Source organism: Myxococcus sp. AB036A (assembly GCF_006547355.1).
GTDB classification, from domain to species: Bacteria; Myxococcota; Myxococcia; order Myxococcales; family Myxococcaceae; genus Myxococcus; species Myxococcus virescens.
The window spans coordinates 49,032-64,739 of the sequence record NZ_VHLC01000016.1 but is presented as its reverse complement, the minus strand read 5'-3'; the positions used below and the strand labels follow the sequence as shown (position 1 = coordinate 64,739).

Here is a 15,708-nt window from a genome sequence, read left to right as displayed (position 1 = left end):
ATTCCGAGCCCCGCGCTGTTCATTCCCCCCGAGCGCGGCAACCCCTGCCTGCCGGGACGTAGAGGGAGGAGACAGGAAACGTGGTTTCGCGGGGTTGGGACGGATGCTCCGCATCACCGACAGGTGGGCCTTCGCGGGGAGCTGAAGTGTGATGTGTGCAATGCGCGCGGGAATATTCCCGGGGCTTTTTCACACAGAGCGAAGGACCGAGCCGGGCGTCCCCGGGCGCGTGGGCGCACGGCGGGGCGAGACACGCCGGTGTTTCAGGGAGGCAGGGCGTACCTTGACGCCAGGAGGAACGCGCGGGATATGAGCCGCCTTCCACCCGCTGTCAGGAGACGCCTTGGACATCTTCAAGGAATTCACCTTCGAAGCCGCGCACCGGCTTCCCAACGTGCCGCCCGGGCACAAGTGCAGCCGGCTTCACGGCCACAGCTACCGGGTGGAAATCCACGTGCGTGGCCCGGTGGGCTCGCAGTCCGGGTGGGTGATGGACTTCTCCGACATCAAGGAGGCCTTCGAGCCCCTGCGGCTGAAGTTGGACCACTACTACCTCAATGAGGTGGAAGGCCTGGAGAACCCCACCAGCGAGAACCTGTCGCGGTGGATCTGGAAGCGCCTGCGTCCGGGCCTGCCCCTGCTCAGCCGGGTGGTGGTCCGCGAGACGTGCACCAGTGGCTGCATCTATCAAGGCGAAGACGACTGACAAGCCGGGCCCTCGCGGGGCTGGCTCCTCGAGGGGACTGCCATGAACGTTCTGATTACCGGGGCCACCGCGGGATTCGGCCTGGCCATTGCCCGCCGCTTCATCCAGGACGGCGCGCGCGTCATCGCCTCCGGGCGGCGCACCGAGCGGCTGGAGGCCCTGCGCGCGGAGCTGGGCGAGCGGGTGCTCCCCTTGACGCTCGACATCACGGACCGTGAGGCCGTGGAGCGGGCCATCCGCTCGCTGCCGGCGGAGTTCGCCGAGGTGGACGTGCTGGTCAACAACGCGGGCCTGGCACTGGGGTTGGACCTGGCGCAGTCGGCGCGCGTGGAGGACTGGGACACGATGGTGGACACCAACGTGAAGGGCCTCCTGTACTGCACGCACGCGGTGCTGCCCGGCATGGTGGCGCGCAACCGGGGCCACGTCGTCAACATGGGCTCGGTGGCGGCGGAGTGGCCCTACCCGGGCGGCAACGTGTACGGCGCCACCAAGGCCTTCGTGCACCAGTTCAGCCTCAACCTCCGCGCGGACCTGCACGGCACCGCCGTGCGCGTGACGGACATCGAGCCCGGGCTGGTGGGCGGCACGGAGTTCTCCAACGTCCGCTTCAAGGGCGACGACGCGCGCGCGGCGTCCGTCTACGCCAACACCCAGGCGCTGACGCCCGAGGACATCGCGGACGCGGTGCACTGGGTGGCCACGCGGCCCGCGCACGTGAACATCAACGTCATGTCGCTGATGCCGGTGTCACAGTCCTTCGGGCCCCTGCCGGTGAAGCGACAGGGCTGAGCCAGGAGGACCTCTGGGATTGCCTACACCCCGGAGGATGTCAGAGGTATGGCGCATGCTCGACACATGAGCGAAGCCATCCATGCGGGAGAGGCAGTCCGGCTTGCGAGGCCCCAGGCATGGCCGCATCCTGGGGGCATGGGTGACAAGCCACCGCCGGAGCAGGTGTACGAGGCGTTGGAGCGCCTCCCCCCGCACGTCGTCGGGGAAATCATCGAGGGTGAGCTGCATGTCAGCCCCCGTCCGAGGACGCTTCACGGCAGGGCTGCCATCCGGCTCAGCCAGCAACTGGCGCCGTTCGACCTGGAGCTCGGAGCGGAAGGCCCGGGCGGCTGGGTCATCCTCCCGGAGCCTGAGCTCCACCTGGGCGGCAACGTGCTCGTGCCAGACCTCGCCGGGTGGCGGCGCGAACGCATGCCGGAGATTCCAGACGTGACGGGCGTGGAACTCGTCCCCGACTGGCTCTGCGAAGTCCTGTCCCCCTCCACCGAAGCCCTGGACCGTTCGAGGAAGATGACGCTCTACGCCCGCGAGGGTGTGAACCATCTGTGGTTCGTGGACCCGCGCATTCAGTTGCTCGAGGTCTATCGTCGGGAAGGCAACCACTGGCAGCGCCTGGGCGCGTACACCGGTAGCGCCCATGTCCATGCCGAGCCCTTCGAGGCACGCAAGTTGAATCTTGGTTCACTTTGGGAACGATAGAACCAGGCTGCCGCGTCCCCTGCGCCGCGCCTTGAGATAACCTGCCGGCCATGAGTCATCCGGAACGACCGCCGCCGTCCCTGGGGCTCCTCGCCCGCGGACTGAAGCTGCTGGGCCATCTCACCCACCCGGACACGCGCACTGGCAAGGTCTTCACCCGCGCCGAGGAGGGCCTCACCCGCGCGGCCGCCAAGGTCACCGAGAGCCCCGCGTACCTACGCGTGAGCGGCTCCCTCATGCGCCAGGGCTTCAACGCCCGCATCCGCCGCAATGGCCTGGTGGAAGGCGCGCTGCGCACCCTGCGCCTGCCCACCACCTCCGAGGTGGAGAACCTGCGCGACCAGCTCCGCCGGATGAATGACCAGGTGGAGGCGCTCGGCACCCAGTTGGAATTGGTGGTGGACCTGCTCCACCGTCAGGAAGGCGCGGAGCCCGAGCCTGAGTCCCCGGAGCCCCCGCCCAAGGAGCGCGCGCCCTCCAAGCGCCGCCGCTGAAATGACTGCGTCCACGCCCCAGCGTCTTCGCTCCTTCGTCACCGGGCAGGTCGAGCTGACCCGCGCCGTCGCACACGCGCTCAAGTCGCGGCCCTTCAATCCGTACCCGTACCTCAAGCCCTTCATCGAAAGGGCCTCGGGCGTGCGCGAGCCGCCCATCAGCGCCACGCCGCACACCGTCGTGTACACGCGCGGCAGCATGCGGCTGCTGCGCTACGCGGCCCCGCGCCGACGCCACCGCACGCCCATCCTCTTCGTCTATTCGCTCATCAATCGCTGGTACATCCTCGACTTCCTTCCAGGGCGCAGCCTCATCGAGCACCTCACCCGCGAGGGCTATGACGTCTACGCCATCGACTGGGGCGTGCCGGGACAGGACGAGGAGCGGCTCACGTGGGATGACCTGCTCGGCGGGCTCATCCAGACGGCGGTGCGGTGGACGCTGCGCGTGAGCAAGAGCCGGGATTTGACGCTCTACGGCTACTGCATGGGCGGCACCATGGCCCTGGCGTACACGTCCCTGTACCCCGAGGGCGTCCGCAACCTCGTGGCCCAGGCCACGCCGGTGGACTTCAGCAAGGGCGGCCTCTACACGCTGTGGACGTCCGCCAACCACTTCGACGTGGACTCGCTGGTGGACGCCTACGGCAACGTCCCCACGCCAGTGCTGGAGAGCGGCTTCCTCATGGCCGCGCCGGTGCAGCGCCTCACCCGGTGGCTGGAGGTGTGCCGCCGCATCGACGACCCGGAGTTCGTCACCACGTTCCTGGCCATGGAGCGCTGGGGCGCGGACCCCGTGCCCTTCCCGGGTGAGGTGTACCGGCAGTACATCAAGGATTGCTACCAGCAGAACCTCTTCCCCCAGGGCCTCATGGAAGTGGGCGGCGAGCGCGTGGACCTGCGCCGCATCCAGTGCGCCATCCTCAATGTCATCGCCGAGCACGACACCATCGCGCTGCCGGCGATGAGCGAGCCGCTGCCCTCCCTGGTCAGCTCGAAGGACTGTGAGACGCGGCGCTACCCCGTGGGCCACATCGGCCTCTCCGCCTCCAGCAAGGGCGCGACGAAGGTGTGGCCCTCTATTTCCGCGTGGATTGGCGCGCGCTCGAAGCCGATGGAACCATGAACGCCTCGTCCGACACCGAAGCCATGGGCGTGCAGGTCCGCGAAGGCACCGTCCACCTGCGGGATGGCCGGCGGCTCGCTTATGTCGAGTCTGGAGACTTGAGCGGCCTGCCCGTGTTCTTCATCCACGGCAACCCGGGCTCGCGCCACATGCGCCACCCGGATGACCGGCTCACTCACGCGTTGGGCGTGCGCCTCATCACTCCGGACCGGCCGGGCTATGGCCTGTCGGACTACCAGCCCGGGCGCACGCTGCTCGACTTCCCGAATGATTTGGAGCAACTGGCCAACGCACTGAGGATTGGCCGCTTCGCGCTCTTCGGTGTGTCCGCCGGTGGCCCCTACGTCGCCGCGTCCGCGTGGAAGCTGGGCGAGCGCATCACCCGCGCGGCGCTCGTCTCCGGCGCGGCGCCCCTGGCCCGGCCGGGCGCCATGGAGGGCGTGAACCGGGACTACCGCAACGCGTACAGCATGGCCGCGTGGCCGGAGTGGCTGCTGCATCCACTGATGGCCATGCATGACCGGCAGGTGCGCGCCAACCCCGCGCGGGCGCTGGCGGGCCTGCGCTCCCAGGCGTCGGCGGATGACCGCGCGGTGCTCGCGGACCCGCGCATCGCCGCGCAGGTCCAGGGCTGGCGGCATGAGGCCACGCGCAAGGGCGTGTCAGGCATGCGGCGCGAGGCGCACATCCTCGCGCAGCCGTGGAACGTCCCCCTGGAAGAGATTCGGGCGGAGGTGGACCTCTGGTACTGGGAGGGAGACAGCATCGTCCCGCCGCAGATGGGGCGGTACCTCGCGAACCGGATTCCGCGCGCGGTGCCCCGCTTCTTCCCCGGCGGCGGACACTTCTCCATCTTCTCCCACTGGACGGACATCCTCACGCCGCTGGTGCGGCAGGGAAGCTGAGCCGCTGAGCCGCACGCTCAGGCGGCGCGGGGCTGCTCCTCCTGGGTGACGGGCGGGGCAAGGGGTTCACCGTTCTCCCCCAGCACCACGGGGGCGATGCCCAGCTTGCGCTCGACGAAGGCGTGGCCCAGGTAGATGAAGGGCGTCAGGCCCACCGCGACCAGCAACTTCACCACGTAGGACGTGTAGATGATGCCGAGGATGGTGGCGTTGGGCAGCACGCCCGTCCACGCCACGTACTGCACCACCACCGTGTCGAGGAGCTGCGACACCAGCGTGGAGCCCGTCGCCCGCACCCACAAGAACCGGTTGCGCGTCAGTCGCTTGAGCCCGTTGAAGATGGCGATGTCGCAGAACTGGCCCACCAGGTACGCCATCATCGACGCGACGAGGAAGCGCTGTGAGCCAGCGAAGACGTTGTTGAACGAGCCTTCCACCGTACCCGTGAAGTCCGGCGCACGCGTCAGCGGCGCCCACGGCACCTGCACGGCCATGGCAATCACCACGACCGCGAAGACGGCCATGAAGAAGCCCACCCACGTCACGAAGCGGGCCGCCTTCTTCCCGTAGAACTCGTTGAGGATATCCGTGAGGAGGAACGTCACCGGGAAGGGCAGGATGCCGATGGACATCACCGCCACCACCGGCCCCACCTTCGCCTCGAACAGCTTCACGCTGATGATGTCACCCACCACCAGCGAGGTGACGAACACCCCCACCAACACCACGAAGAGCTGAAGCCGTCTGTCGAGGAGCATCTCATCGTTCTCGTGAGCCGAGGCCACCTCATACCGCGCCTCACTCCCGCAGCAGTAGCCCGCCATCCAGCACCAGCTCGGAACCGGAAATCCACGACGCGCCCAGCAGGTAGCGCACCGCCTCGGCAACGTCCTCGGGGTGCCCCAGCCGTCCGAGCGGATGCAGCGCCCGCAAGCCCGCAAGCTGGGCCTCCTGCCGCCGCGCATACTCGGGCTCGGACAGCGGCCCCTCGCCGGGAGCCATGCGCACCTCGCGCACCATGTCCGTCTCCACCACGCCCGGCAGCACCGCGCTGGCACGCACGCCTCGCGCCGCACCCGCCAACGCCAGCACCTTCATCACCTGAAGGAGTCCTGCCTTCGCCGCGCTGTACACCGCGCTGGTGACGACGGGCCTCATGGCCAGCGTGGACGCGATGAAGACCTGCGCCCCACCCGGCTCCAGTACCTCCAGCGCCTGCTCGCCCAGTCGCAGCGGCGCGATGAGGTTGACCTCGAGCTGTGCGCGAAGCGCGTCCTCGCCGATGCCGCCCGGCGGCTGGTGCACCACCTGCCCCGCGCTGTGGACGAAACCGTCCAGCCCTCCCAGCAACCCGGCGGCACGGCGAAGCAGCCCCTCGCGGGCTTCCAGCGAGGCCAGGTCACACGGCAGCGCGAAGGCCCGTCCCGGCCATGCTGTCGTCAGCGACTCCAGCACCTCCGCGCGGCGGCCCGACACCACCACCTGCCCCCCCGCGCGCAGCAGGGCCTCCGCCACCGCGCGGCCAATGCCCGTCCCGCCGCCAGTGACGAGCACCTTGCGCGTGCCCACCTCACGCATGAAAGGCGCTCCTTGAAGACACGGCCCCGCTCACGGCTGGTGCTCCGCGGGAGAGCCCGGCGCCGCGGGCTCATCCAGCGGGTAATAGGAGTGGCCGGTGACGGGCAGCAGCCCCTCCGGCGGCGGCTCGGTCTCCACCTCGTCCGACGGGATGAAGCCCGGCCTGTCCACACAGAGCACCGTCTGCTCCGTGGATGAAGGGTTGTCGTAGCGGTGCAGGAAGCCCCGCGGCCAGTGGAAGGCCATGCCCCGGGCCACCGGCTTGAACTGAAGCAGCAGCCCCGAGCCCAGCACCAGCTCGCTCTCCTCCATCTGCTGGTGCACGTGCGTGGGGATGCAACCTCCTGGCTTCACCCGCAGCCGGTAGACGCCATAGCCCGCACCCTCGTGGATGATGTCCACACGGCCGAAGCCCTTCTCCTCCCGGCCGTACACCATCTCCGCGGCCGTCCGGTGAATCTGGAGTGACGGCACCGCCAACCCGCCCAGCGCCAGCGGCTTCGTCACCCGCACCGTGGCCGCGTGGACCTGCGCGCGCGGGACGTCGTCGGTGGGCGGCGCCAGCACGTAGCGGCACACCGTCTCGACGGCGGACTCCAGCAGTTCGAAGCGGCAGGCCTCCAGCAGGAAGCGCAGCTCCCCCGCGAGCCGGCCGTAGTTCACCGTGTGCGCCAGCCTGCCTCCCACCGCGGCGGCGCGGGTGTCCAGGAACAGGGCGACGTCCAGTCGCAGCGGCTGGGCCGCGATGCGCTCCCTGTTGAAGATGCCCACGATGCAGTCCACCGTGAGGCCGCGCAGTTCGATGACGTCCAGCGGGCGGCCATCCGGCGTCATGACGACGGGGGGATGGAATGCGTGTTCCGCGCTCATAACTGTGCGCTCCTGCCGCCATCGACGGCGATGACCTGCCCGGTGATGTACGGCGCCTCGCGGGCGAGGAAGACGACGGTGCGGGCGATGTCCTCGACGTTGCCCTCACGCCCCATGGGGATGCGGCGCAGCACCGCGTCGCGGGCCTCGGCGTCGAAGTCCTCGGGGAAGGCCACCGTGCCGGGCGACACGGCGTTGACCCGGATGTGCGGGGCCAACTCCACCGCCAGCGCGCGGGTGAGCATGATGAGGCCCGCCTTGCTCACCGAATAGTGCGCGTAGTGGCTCACCGGCCGCTCCCCACCGACGTCGGTGAGGTGCACCACCAACGGGTCCTTGCCGGCGCGCAGCGCGGGGAGCAGGGCCTGGGTGAGGAAGAAGGGCGCGTCCAGGTTCACCGCCATCATGGTGCGGTACTGGTCGCGGGAGATGGCGGCGAAGTCGATGCGCTCGAAGAGGCCCGCGTTGTGGACCACCACGTCCAGCGCGGGCCACGCCTCACGCACTTGCGCGGCCAGGGAATCCACAGCCTCCGGGCGGCTCAGGTCGGCGGCGTGCAGGGTGACGCGACGGCCGAGGCCTCGGAGTTCGTCCGCCAGCGCTTCCAGCGGCTCGAGGGAACGGTTCGCATGGAGCGCCAGGTCATAACCCGCGCGGCCAAGGGCCCGGGCCACCGCGCTGCCAATGCGGATGCCAGCCCCGGTGATGAATGCGGTCGCCATGCGGCGCATTCAGTAACAGGCCCGGCGGGGAAAGGCACTGCGGACCTGCTGCCGCGAGGCGCGCCGGGCTACCCCCGTATCCCGGCGCGCCCGCGGCGCGGTCCCCCGATACTCGAATCGTCTAGCGGCGGCCGGCGCTGGCCATGTGCACCCGGCCCGGAGCGTAGGTCACCCACACCCACTCCTGGACCGGCTCGTAGCGGGCCGGCACCCAGCGCTGCTCGTAGAAGCCCCCGGTGCACCGGGTCACCCGCGAGCGGCGGTTGTGACGCTCACGGCACACCTCGGGGACCCACACCTGCTCGTAGCGGCCCTGCACCCAGCGGTTCACCGTCTGCAGTTCGTAGCGGCCCCGAGCGTGCGGCGGCGGCAGCGGCGCGGGTCCCGGGTGGCGGCGGGCGTCGACGTGGACACCGAAGTTGCCGCCGCGGCCGTCATGCCGGTGCTGCTGGGAGAACCGCGACTTCTCGTTGTCGTCCTTCGCATGCGCGGCCGTGGAGCCGAGGAACATCATTCCGAAAGCCAGCACCGCGAAACCCGTCTTGAGCGCCATTGTCGTCCTCCTCCGTCGTCCTGCTTGAACCTTCTGACGGGGCCCCCCGCGGAACATTCAATGCCCGATACCGGCCGCATTTTCAGAGGAAGGGGCCGGTGTGGGTGCGATACACCCCGAGACACCATGTTCCACCGCAAGGGCCCCACCCTCCGGGAGCTGGCCTCGCAGGCCCTCACGTCCGTCGAGCGCGGCTACGACCTGCTCGCGCCCAAGTTCGAGTACACGCCCTTTCGCACGCCAGACGCGGTGCTCGAGGCCGCCATTGCCCAACTGGGCGCGCCAGGCAGCGTAGGCAGCGCGCTGGACGTGTGCTGCGGCACCGGCGCGGCCATGCGCTTCTTGCGTCCGCTCGCGCGGGAGCGCGTGGTGGGCTTCGACCTCAGCCAGGGCATGCTCGACGAGGCGCGCCAGCAGCTCGCGCAGGCGCCGGGCACCGCGGCGCTGGAGTTCATCCAGGGCGACGCACTGGCGCTCCCCTTCGACGGCGCGTTCGACGTCGTCACCAGCTTCGGCGCCTTCGGTCACATCCTCGAAGAGGACGAGCCAAAGCTCGTCAAAGGCATCGCCCGCGCGCTGCGCCCCGGGGGCCGCTTCCTCTTCGTCACCGCGCACCCGCCGTCGAAGCTCCGCCCGGGCTACTGGATGGCCAAGGGCTTCAACGCCGCCATGCGCGCGCGCAACGCGCTGTGGAAGCCACCCTTCGTCATGTACTACCTGACGTTCCTGGTGCCCCGGGCCCGCGCGCTGCTCGAAGCGGAAGGCTTCACCGTCGAGGTGCGCGACGGCCTGATGCCGGAGCCCTTCTCCGTGCTGAGCACCGTCATCGCCACCAGGCGCTGAGCCCGGCTCAGGGCGCGGCGTAGTCCACGGCCGTCACCGTGTACTCCACGGGGCCGCGGGGGCGCTCCACCACCACGGACTCGCCCACTTCCTTGCCCAGCAGGGCCCGGGCCAGGGGCGACTCCACGCTCAGCCGCCCCGCCTTCACGTCGGACTCGTCCGGCCCGACGATGCGGTAGCGCACCGGGGCACCGTCCTCGTCCTCCAGCTCCACCCAGGCGCCGAAGAAGACGCGGCCGGCCTGCGAGGCGTCGGGCTCCACCACCCGCACGTCCTCCAGCACCGCCGCCAGCTCCTGTACGCGCCGCTCGCGCTCCTTGCGGCGCACGCCCGCCTCCAGCTCCGTGAACTCACCCGCCCTGGGGTCCGGCCCCTGCGCCGCCGCCAGTTCCTCCTGGAGCGCCCGGTAGCCCTCCGGGGTGATGTAGCGCTTCTCCCCGGAGGACGCGCGTGGACGGACGGGCATCACGCTGTCGTCGCCCGAGTCCTCCTTCGTGAATGCCTTCGACATGCCGGTCCTCTGTCGCCAAGCGGGCACGGCGGCGGGTTCGCGCGCGCGTTCGCGGAATCGGCCGTTAAGCTGCGCCCCCTTCCACAACCTCGCAAGGGTGAAGCCATGACAGGACAGACGCAGCTCATCGGCAAGCAGGGCCAGGCACTGGCGGGCTATCTGAGTGAAGCCCCGAAGGGTGACGCGCCCGGAGCGGTGGTGCTCATCCACGAGTACTGGGGCCTCAACGGGCACACGCGCGACGTGGCGGACCGGCTGGCGCGAGAAGGCTTCACCGTCTTCGCGGTGGACCTCTACGAAGGCCGCGTGACGAAGGACGCCAACGAGGCCAACGCGATGCTGAAGGCGATGGCTTGGGATAAGGCCACGGCGGACCTGCACGCCGCGGTGGAGGCGCTGCGCGCGCGAAAGCCCGGCACCAAGGTGGCCATCATGGGCTTCTGCATGGGCGGCGCGCTGACGCTGCTGGCCGCCGCGAATGAGCCGGGGCTCGACGCCGCCGTGCCCTTCTACGGCATCCCCCCGGAGGAGGCCGCGGACGTGTCACGCATCCGCGCGCCGGTGCTCGGGCACTACGCGAACAATGACGAATGGTGCTCGCCGGAGCGAGTGGACGCGTTGGAGAAGAAGCTGAAGGGCGGCGGCGTCCCCGTGGAGATTCACCGCTACGACGCACAGCACGCCTTCTTCAATGACACGCGTCCGGAGGTCTACTCACCGGACAACGCCGCGAAGGCGTGGCAGCGCACCGTGGACTTCCTCCACGCGAAGCTCGGCTGAGCTTCGCGCGGAAGAGAGAACGGACTCAGTTGCTGGTGTCAGGTGCCGCGGCGGGAGCCTCCGTCGCCGGCGTCTCCGGCACGGCGGGAGCCTCGGGCGTCGCGGGAGCAGCAGGGGCCTCGGGCGCGGCGGCCTCCGTCGCCTCGGGCGCGGCGGCATCCGTCGCGGGCACCACCTGCAGGCGGTAGCTCCGAACGCCCCTGGGCAGCACCACCTCCACCAGCGGGTTCTCCTTCAGCAGCGCCGGCGTCACGTCGAAGGACACCCGGCCGTCCTCGTCCGTGACGTAGGACTCGCGCGAACGGGAGTCCTCACCCCAGAGCACCTTGGCGCCCTTCACGGGCTGGTTGGTGTCCGAGTCCAGGACGATGAGGTCCACCAGGGTGCCGGCCGCCACCGAGGAGCCCGCGGGCTGGACGACGTCGCGATAGAACGGACGCTGCACGACGCAGGCGGCCAGCAGGGAGGAAGAGGCAAGGGCGAGGGTCAGCAGTTTGCGGCGAAAGCTCATGGAAAATTCCGTACGGGCAGAGATGGAGGTGCTGCCGGGTGCGGCAGCATAGCCGGAGGCCACCGTCCGCCAAGTCCGGCGCGCATCTTCGGGCCCCTCGACTCGGGTATCCAGGGACTCCGCGAGTATTCCGGAGGGAGAATTCCAGGGCCCGGCAGGTGGCCCGCCCCCCGATGCGGCCAGCGGCCCTTCCGCACACCCGCTGGCGTCACAAACTCATGGCCATCAGGCACACGTTGATTTGCCCCCGAGGGAGGTAGCCAGACATGCCCGAGCGCATCCTGACGCAAGACCCGGAGAAGGCCCTCGCCGGTCCCAAGCCACGCTACGAGTACATCCGCCGGGAGATTCCCGCAGACCTGACCTTCAAGCCAGACACCATCAATCCGGTCCACAACCGGTTCATCGTGAGCACGCTGGTGATGGCGTTCATCAGCCTGGCCCTGTTCTTCCTGCCCATGTTCAACGGGCTCCTGGCCGGCACCTTCGGCGGCTTCCACGCGCGAAGGCTGCCGCGCGCGCTCGGCGCGGCCGTCCTCTCCGCCATCGCGGTGCCCTCCGCCCTCGCCTTCTTCCTCTTCATCGGCTCGGCGACCCAGGGCCACATCTTCTATGGCCTGGGCTTCTGGGGGTACACGGCGCTCTACGTCATCGGCCTCTTCATCGGCGCCGTGACGGGGGCCATCAGCCACCCGTTCTGGACGAGCTACAAAATCGGCGAGCCCGCCTCTGTCAGCGCACCTCGAACCCAAGTGCCAGACGCCGCTCCGCCGAGCCAGCCAACCACGTAGACGGCGACAGGGCTTCCCAGTGGGGCGTGGGCGATATCGCCCCCTCCCACCGGACCTGCGCGCGGGGCGTGAGGAGCACGCCGAAGGGCCCCGCGCGCCCCAGCCACACCTCCAACTGGAGCGCCGCGCCCGCCTCGTGGGTGAAGTGTGTGTCCCCCACCCTCCAGGTGGGCGCGTAGGCCGCCTCCAGCCGCACCGCGTTGGCACCCGAGCCGAACAGCCCCATCCGATGCGCCAGTGACAGGCGCGGCCCCGCGGCCGGCGTCAGCACATCCCGGTTCCAGTGCACCGCGGCCAGGCCGCCCACGCCCACCGTGGTGAAGCGCGAGAAGCGCGCGTCCTCGTCCAGCACCATCAACGCCTCCGCCTGCACCGACGCACGATAGCGCAGCAGGCGCGCGTCGCTCGACGCCACGCGGGCCTCGGCACCCCAGCCGAGCGAATCCCAGAAGGAGTCACGGAACTGGGGAAGCTCGCGCAGCAGCGTGCGGTAGCCCAACAGCGTCAGGTCCGAGGCCACCACCTTGGGCAACCCCCAGCGCGGCAGGAGAAACAGCTCGCCATCGAGCACCCGCAGCTCACTGCTCGGCTGAAAGCCGTGGAGCCGCGCATCGCCCAGCGCCTCGGCCATGCCCGCGGTGCGTAGCCCCACCAGGGGCCGGGCCGCGGCCCCTTCGGGAAAGTCCACGCCCAGGGCCACCATCACGCGCCCCGCTCCGGACTCCCGCAGCGCCCCTTCCGCCCAGGCCGCCTCCGCCGCCACCTTGCGGCGCCGGTCCTCGTGCAGGAAGGCCACCGGGTCCACGGTCGCCAGCAAGCCGTCATTGAGCGCGCCCTGCACGTCGGTGGCACGGTGGAAGGTGGCCTCGGTTCGCTCGGCCCACACCAGCGTCCGCAGCTCCTCGGGCGTGGGTGGACGGCGCTCCGCGGAGGCCAGCGCGTCCTTCAGCAGGGTGGCGCGGTCCAACACCGCGAGCCTCCGCTGGAGCGCGTCCTCGGTCTCGAAGACGCGCTGACGCTCGGCCGTGCCGGCCCTTGCCGAGCCTGCAACCGACACCTTCATCGCGAGCATCCGCTCGCGCTCGATTCGCAGGCGCTCGCCGTCGGCACGGTCCACCGCGGCGCGCTCCACCCGCACCGCGTGCGCCACGTAGGCATGCAGGTGCGCGCGGACCGTGTCGCGGGACGCCGTCTTCGCCGAGTGCATCAGCGCGGCCACCACCCCGGACAGTTCGTCATAGGCCGGGGCGCGGACCTGTGGCTCCGGCGACTCCAACCGGGCATGCACGCCCCGGAGACGCGCGAGCTCATCTGCGCCGACATGTCCGGCCAGCGCGTCCAGTGCCTCCTGCTGTGCCGCGTGCGCACGCACCGCGCGGTCCCCGGTGGACTCGAACGCATCCGGGATGTGCTCCAGGAGGGAGGACGTCTCGCCCCCTGGCTCCTCCACCTGCACCCGGGCCAGGGTGTCCAGCGTGGCGGTGGGCAGGACCCAAAGCGTGCCGGGAGGACGCAGTTGCCGCCCCCCCTCCAGCGCGCCGTTGAGCAGGAAGACGAGCGCGCTCGCGCAGTTGTCCGTGAAGAAGTAGTAGCCCATGTACCCACGGCGCTCGAGCTCCCACACGCGCTCCAGCATCCGCGCTTCCTCGCCGGGCTTCAGGCGCAGGCGGAAGCGGCGGATGGAGCGCTGCTCCAGCTCCAGCGCCTCATGGGACAGGTCGCCCATCGTCCCCGTGAGGAAGACGGTGTCGTAGGCCCCCGTCATTCCCTTCACCACGTAGCCCAGGCCCTTGGACTCCATCCCGGTCAGCGCGACCAGTTGCACCACCCGTTCGAAGGTGGGCCCCCGTGGTACCTCGCCCTCGTGCCACACCGGGCGCAGCAGCAGGTGTCCGAAGAGGGACTCCGGCTGACGGCCCGTGGAGGCCACCAGCAGCACCTCGAAGTGCGACAGGGACTCCAGCTCCGCCCAGGCTTCGAAGGCGGGGCAGTCACCGCGCGGCGGCAGCGTGCCCAGGCCCGACGCTTCCAACTGCTCCGTCAGCGCACGGGCCTTGGAGAACTCCTGGCAGCGGACGTGGTCATCCACCGGCAGCGCGTCCGCGCGCAGAGACTCCACGGGCACGAGCAGTTCCTCGGCGAACGTCACCCAATCCAACGAGGCGCTGCGCTGCCCCATGGCGCGGCTGAAGGCTCCGGCGTAGCGAAGGCGGACCTCCTCCTTCCACACCAGGGGCCGCTCAAAGGGCTTCATCCAACCCGACAGCCGGCGCCAGGCCGGAGTGCCGCTCCAGCCTTTCGCGTCATCCCAGCGCTGCATCACCGCGTGCACCACCGCGCGCCGGCGCCACAACCGCTCCACCTCCGCGTCCGTCAGTCGAGACAGACGCAGCGTGGCCCGGCGTTCCTCCGATGGGGCGTACTGGTAGAGGTGGAACCGCGCGCGGCCCTCCGTCCAGTCGGGACGCTCGGGGGAGCCATCGCCCAGGCCCAGCGGCGCGGCCTCCGGGTGCAGCACCAATTCCAGGGGACCACCGGGCGGACGCCGCATCGCCGGGGGCAGCGCCTCCAGCCCCGCCTCCACCTCCGTCACCAGGTCCGCGTCAGCCGCCGCGGCGCCCCGCAGGACCACGCCCGCCTGTTCGAGCGCGTGGACGCGCGCGGACAGGGCATCGTCGGCGTGCACCGGCAGCGCGAAGACGAGCGCGAGCAGCCGCAGCCAGCGCATCAGTGCGCCACCGTCGCGGTGCCCTCCTGGGACGGTGCCGCGAGGAACGCGCGGCGATCTTCCTCCAGCCGCGGCTCGGCCCGCGCCAGCTCTCCCACCCGCTCCAGCCACGCGAGCGCGCGGTCCGGCGTGAGGGTGTTCGCCTCGGCCATCTCGAGCAGCTCCTTCCGGTTCGCGCGCAGCACGCGCCCGAAGAGGCCCAGGTGCTCCCGCCGGATGCGCGCCGCCGCCGCCAGGTCCTCCACCGTCGGCCCCGCGCCCAGGGCGAGGTCCTCACGCAGTTGGTGCGTGCGCGCCCGCAGGTACACCTGAGCCGCGCGGCCCGCCTCTTTCGGAGACACCCCTCGGCGCCGCTCCGCCGCGGCATACGCCTGCCAGATGATGATGCCGAGCCCCACCACCAGCGCGGCCACCGTCACCGAGGACGCCACGTCGTTGTTGTTGGACTGGCTGCTGTTGTTGCTGCGGGAGCGCGACGCCTCACCGTCCGCCTTCTCCGTTCCCGAAGAGCCCTCGCTCGTGCCGCCTTCCTCGGAGCTTCGAGAGGCGAGCTCCGTGGACTCATTGTCGCTCGACTTGGAGTGGCTCGTGCCCTCTTCACCAGAGCCACTCGACTCCGACTGGCTGGAGCCCTCTCCACTGGAACCGCTCGACTCGGAGTGGCTCGTGCCCTCTTCACCCGAGCCGCTCGACTCCGACTGGCTGGAGCCCTCTCCACTGGAACCGCTCGACTCCGACTTGCTGGAGTCGCCCGAGCCCTCCGACGACGCACCTGAGTCCGACTGGCTCGATTCACCCGAGCCTTCCGATGAAGCGGCGGAGTCGGAGCCCTCGGACGAAGCGGCGGAGTCGGAGCCCTCGGACGAAGCGGCGGAGTCGGAGCCCTCTGAAGCGCTCATGCCGCCTCCGGGCCCCAACGCCGCGGGCGCCCTGCATCCGGAGACCGTCATCACCACTGCCATGCACAACGCGCGCTTCACAGACTTCTTCGTCTTCATCGAACGCATTTCCAGGTGTCCATCCGTTCTTCACGTGGGCCGGCCGTCGCACGGTGGTACAACCGATTGGCAGCCTAGCCAGCAGCGTGCCGAGCGGA

At 70.2% G+C, this 15,708-nt stretch carries 18 protein-coding genes; 9 read left to right on the top strand and 9 right to left on the bottom strand.

Annotation, left to right across the window (positions count from 1 at the left end; all coding sequences use genetic code 11):
• Positions 1–343: 343 nt before the first annotated feature.
• From queD to FL344_RS09235, 6 genes are all read left to right on the top strand, one after another.
• Positions 344–706: a 6-carboxytetrahydropterin synthase QueD gene (gene queD / locus FL344_RS09260; RefSeq protein WP_011556793.1), complete on the top strand. Its 363-nt coding sequence runs from the start codon at positions 344–346 to the stop codon at positions 704–706.
• A 42-nt stretch (positions 707–748) separates the two neighbouring features.
• Positions 749–1,498, top strand: coding sequence for a bifunctional NADP-dependent 3-hydroxy acid dehydrogenase/3-hydroxypropionate dehydrogenase YdfG (gene ydfG, locus FL344_RS09255; protein ID WP_141588138.1), 750 nt, complete (start codon positions 749–751; stop codon positions 1,496–1,498).
• Positions 1,499–1,636: 138 nt separating this feature from the next.
• Positions 1,637–2,200: a Uma2 family endonuclease gene (locus FL344_RS09250; protein WP_141618253.1), complete on the top strand. Its 564-nt coding sequence runs from the start codon at positions 1,637–1,639 to the stop codon at positions 2,198–2,200.
• Between the two features lie 50 nt (positions 2,201–2,250).
• Complete coding sequence (locus tag FL344_RS09245; protein WP_141618252.1) at positions 2,251–2,694, top strand: hypothetical protein; 444 nt, start codon at positions 2,251–2,253, stop codon at positions 2,692–2,694.
• Position 2,695: 1 nt separating this feature from the next.
• Positions 2,696–3,820, top strand: a complete 1,125-nt coding sequence (locus FL344_RS09240; protein WP_011556797.1) for an alpha/beta fold hydrolase — start codon at positions 2,696–2,698, stop codon at positions 3,818–3,820.
• Positions 3,817–4,725: an alpha/beta fold hydrolase gene (locus FL344_RS09235; protein WP_141618251.1), complete on the top strand. Its 909-nt coding sequence runs from the start codon at positions 3,817–3,819 to the stop codon at positions 4,723–4,725. The genes FL344_RS09240 and FL344_RS09235 overlap by 4 nt, the downstream gene beginning before the upstream one ends.
• A gap of 17 nt (positions 4,726–4,742) precedes the next feature.
• Here FL344_RS09235 and FL344_RS09230 read toward each other — a convergent pair whose 3' ends face one another.
• The 5 genes from FL344_RS09230 to FL344_RS09210 form a co-directional block, all read right to left on the bottom strand.
• Positions 4,743–5,483 (bottom strand): queuosine precursor transporter, encoded by a 741-nt coding sequence (locus tag FL344_RS09230; RefSeq protein WP_194863053.1) that lies wholly within the window; start codon positions 5,481–5,483, stop codon positions 4,743–4,745.
• A 40-nt stretch (positions 5,484–5,523) separates the two neighbouring features.
• Positions 5,524–6,303, bottom strand: a complete 780-nt coding sequence (locus FL344_RS09225; protein ID WP_141618249.1) for an SDR family NAD(P)-dependent oxidoreductase — start codon at positions 6,301–6,303, stop codon at positions 5,524–5,526.
• Positions 6,304–6,333: 30 nt separating this feature from the next.
• Positions 6,334–7,173, bottom strand: a complete 840-nt coding sequence (locus FL344_RS09220) for a dihydroneopterin aldolase (RefSeq protein WP_141618248.1) — start codon at positions 7,171–7,173, stop codon at positions 6,334–6,336.
• Positions 7,170–7,895 carry an SDR family oxidoreductase gene (locus FL344_RS09215; protein WP_140800261.1) on the bottom strand — a complete coding sequence of 242 codons (726 nt, stop codon included), beginning with the start codon at positions 7,893–7,895 and terminating at the stop codon, positions 7,170–7,172. The genes FL344_RS09220 and FL344_RS09215 overlap by 4 nt, the downstream gene beginning before the upstream one ends.
• 121 nt (positions 7,896–8,016) lie before the next feature.
• A complete protein-coding gene (locus tag FL344_RS09210) occupies positions 8,017–8,448 on the bottom strand; it encodes a hypothetical protein (RefSeq protein WP_228557537.1) in 432 nt (143 codons plus the stop codon).
• A gap of 126 nt (positions 8,449–8,574) precedes the next feature.
• On the opposite strand from FL344_RS09210, the gene FL344_RS09205 reads away from it, so the two are divergent.
• Positions 8,575–9,291: a class I SAM-dependent methyltransferase gene (locus tag FL344_RS09205; protein WP_141618247.1), complete on the top strand. Its 717-nt coding sequence runs from the start codon at positions 8,575–8,577 to the stop codon at positions 9,289–9,291.
• 7 nt (positions 9,292–9,298) lie between these two features.
• Here FL344_RS09205 and FL344_RS09200 read toward each other — a convergent pair whose 3' ends face one another.
• Positions 9,299–9,802, bottom strand: a complete 504-nt coding sequence (locus FL344_RS09200) for a GreA/GreB family elongation factor (protein ID WP_141588148.1) — start codon at positions 9,800–9,802, stop codon at positions 9,299–9,301.
• A 105-nt stretch (positions 9,803–9,907) separates the two neighbouring features.
• On the opposite strand from FL344_RS09200, the gene FL344_RS09195 reads away from it, so the two are divergent.
• The gene (locus FL344_RS09195; protein WP_141618246.1) at positions 9,908–10,582 is read left to right on the top strand and encodes a dienelactone hydrolase family protein; all 675 of its coding nucleotides are present in this window, start codon (positions 9,908–9,910) and stop codon (positions 10,580–10,582) included.
• A 25-nt stretch (positions 10,583–10,607) separates the two neighbouring features.
• Here FL344_RS09195 and FL344_RS09190 read toward each other — a convergent pair whose 3' ends face one another.
• Positions 10,608–11,093 (bottom strand): hypothetical protein, encoded by a 486-nt coding sequence (locus tag FL344_RS09190; RefSeq protein ID WP_228564891.1) that lies wholly within the window; start codon positions 11,091–11,093, stop codon positions 10,608–10,610.
• Positions 11,094–11,359: 266 nt separating this feature from the next.
• Between FL344_RS09190 and FL344_RS09185 the strand changes: the two genes are divergently transcribed.
• Positions 11,360–11,884 carry a hypothetical protein gene (locus tag FL344_RS09185; RefSeq protein ID WP_141618244.1) on the top strand — a complete coding sequence of 175 codons (525 nt, stop codon included), beginning with the start codon at positions 11,360–11,362 and terminating at the stop codon, positions 11,882–11,884.
• Here the strand turns inward: FL344_RS09185 and FL344_RS09180 are convergent.
• Positions 11,826–14,612 (bottom strand): DUF4105 domain-containing protein, encoded by a 2,787-nt coding sequence (locus FL344_RS09180; protein ID WP_141618243.1) that lies wholly within the window; start codon positions 14,610–14,612, stop codon positions 11,826–11,828. The two genes, FL344_RS09185 and FL344_RS09180, sit on opposite strands and share 59 nt — an antisense overlap.
• Complete coding sequence (locus FL344_RS09175) at positions 14,612–15,610, bottom strand: hypothetical protein (RefSeq protein WP_228564890.1); 999 nt, start codon at positions 15,608–15,610, stop codon at positions 14,612–14,614. The genes FL344_RS09180 and FL344_RS09175 overlap by 1 nt, the downstream gene beginning before the upstream one ends.
• Between the last annotated feature and the right edge of the window lie 98 nt (positions 15,611–15,708).

Bases quoted from the DNA above. Each gene is read 5' to 3' on its own strand.
- ydfG (WP_141588138.1), top strand. From the start codon at position 749: ATGAACGTTCTGATTACCGGGGCCACCGCGGGATTCGGCCTGGCCATT.
- FL344_RS09250 (WP_141618253.1), top strand. From the start codon at position 1,637: ATGGGTGACAAGCCACCGCCGGAGCAGGTGTACGAGGCGTTGGAGCGC.
- FL344_RS09245 (WP_141618252.1), top strand. From the start codon at position 2,251: ATGAGTCATCCGGAACGACCGCCGCCGTCCCTGGGGCTCCTCGCCCGC.
- FL344_RS09240 (WP_011556797.1), top strand. From the start codon at position 2,696: ATGACTGCGTCCACGCCCCAGCGTCTTCGCTCCTTCGTCACCGGGCAG.
- FL344_RS09235 (WP_141618251.1), top strand. From the start codon at position 3,817: ATGAACGCCTCGTCCGACACCGAAGCCATGGGCGTGCAGGTCCGCGAA.
- FL344_RS09230 (WP_194863053.1), bottom strand. From the start codon at position 5,483: ATGCTCCTCGACAGACGGCTTCAGCTCTTCGTGGTGTTGGTGGGGGTG.
- FL344_RS09225 (WP_141618249.1), bottom strand. From the start codon at position 6,303: ATGCGTGAGGTGGGCACGCGCAAGGTGCTCGTCACTGGCGGCGGGACG.
- FL344_RS09220 (WP_141618248.1), bottom strand. From the start codon at position 7,173: ATGAGCGCGGAACACGCATTCCATCCCCCCGTCGTCATGACGCCGGAT.
- FL344_RS09215 (WP_140800261.1), bottom strand. From the start codon at position 7,895: ATGGCGACCGCATTCATCACCGGGGCTGGCATCCGCATTGGCAGCGCG.
- FL344_RS09210 (WP_228557537.1), bottom strand. From the start codon at position 8,448: ATGGCGCTCAAGACGGGTTTCGCGGTGCTGGCTTTCGGAATGATGTTC.
- FL344_RS09205 (WP_141618247.1), top strand. From the start codon at position 8,575: ATGTTCCACCGCAAGGGCCCCACCCTCCGGGAGCTGGCCTCGCAGGCC.
- FL344_RS09200 (WP_141588148.1), bottom strand. From the start codon at position 9,802: ATGTCGAAGGCATTCACGAAGGAGGACTCGGGCGACGACAGCGTGATG.
- FL344_RS09195 (WP_141618246.1), top strand. From the start codon at position 9,908: ATGACAGGACAGACGCAGCTCATCGGCAAGCAGGGCCAGGCACTGGCG.
- FL344_RS09190 (WP_228564891.1), bottom strand. From the start codon at position 11,093: ATGAGCTTTCGCCGCAAACTGCTGACCCTCGCCCTTGCCTCTTCCTCC.
- FL344_RS09185 (WP_141618244.1), top strand. From the start codon at position 11,360: ATGCCCGAGCGCATCCTGACGCAAGACCCGGAGAAGGCCCTCGCCGGT.
- FL344_RS09180 (WP_141618243.1), bottom strand. From the start codon at position 14,612: ATGCGCTGGCTGCGGCTGCTCGCGCTCGTCTTCGCGCTGCCGGTGCAC.
- FL344_RS09175 (WP_228564890.1), bottom strand. From the start codon at position 15,610: ATGAAGACGAAGAAGTCTGTGAAGCGCGCGTTGTGCATGGCAGTGGTG.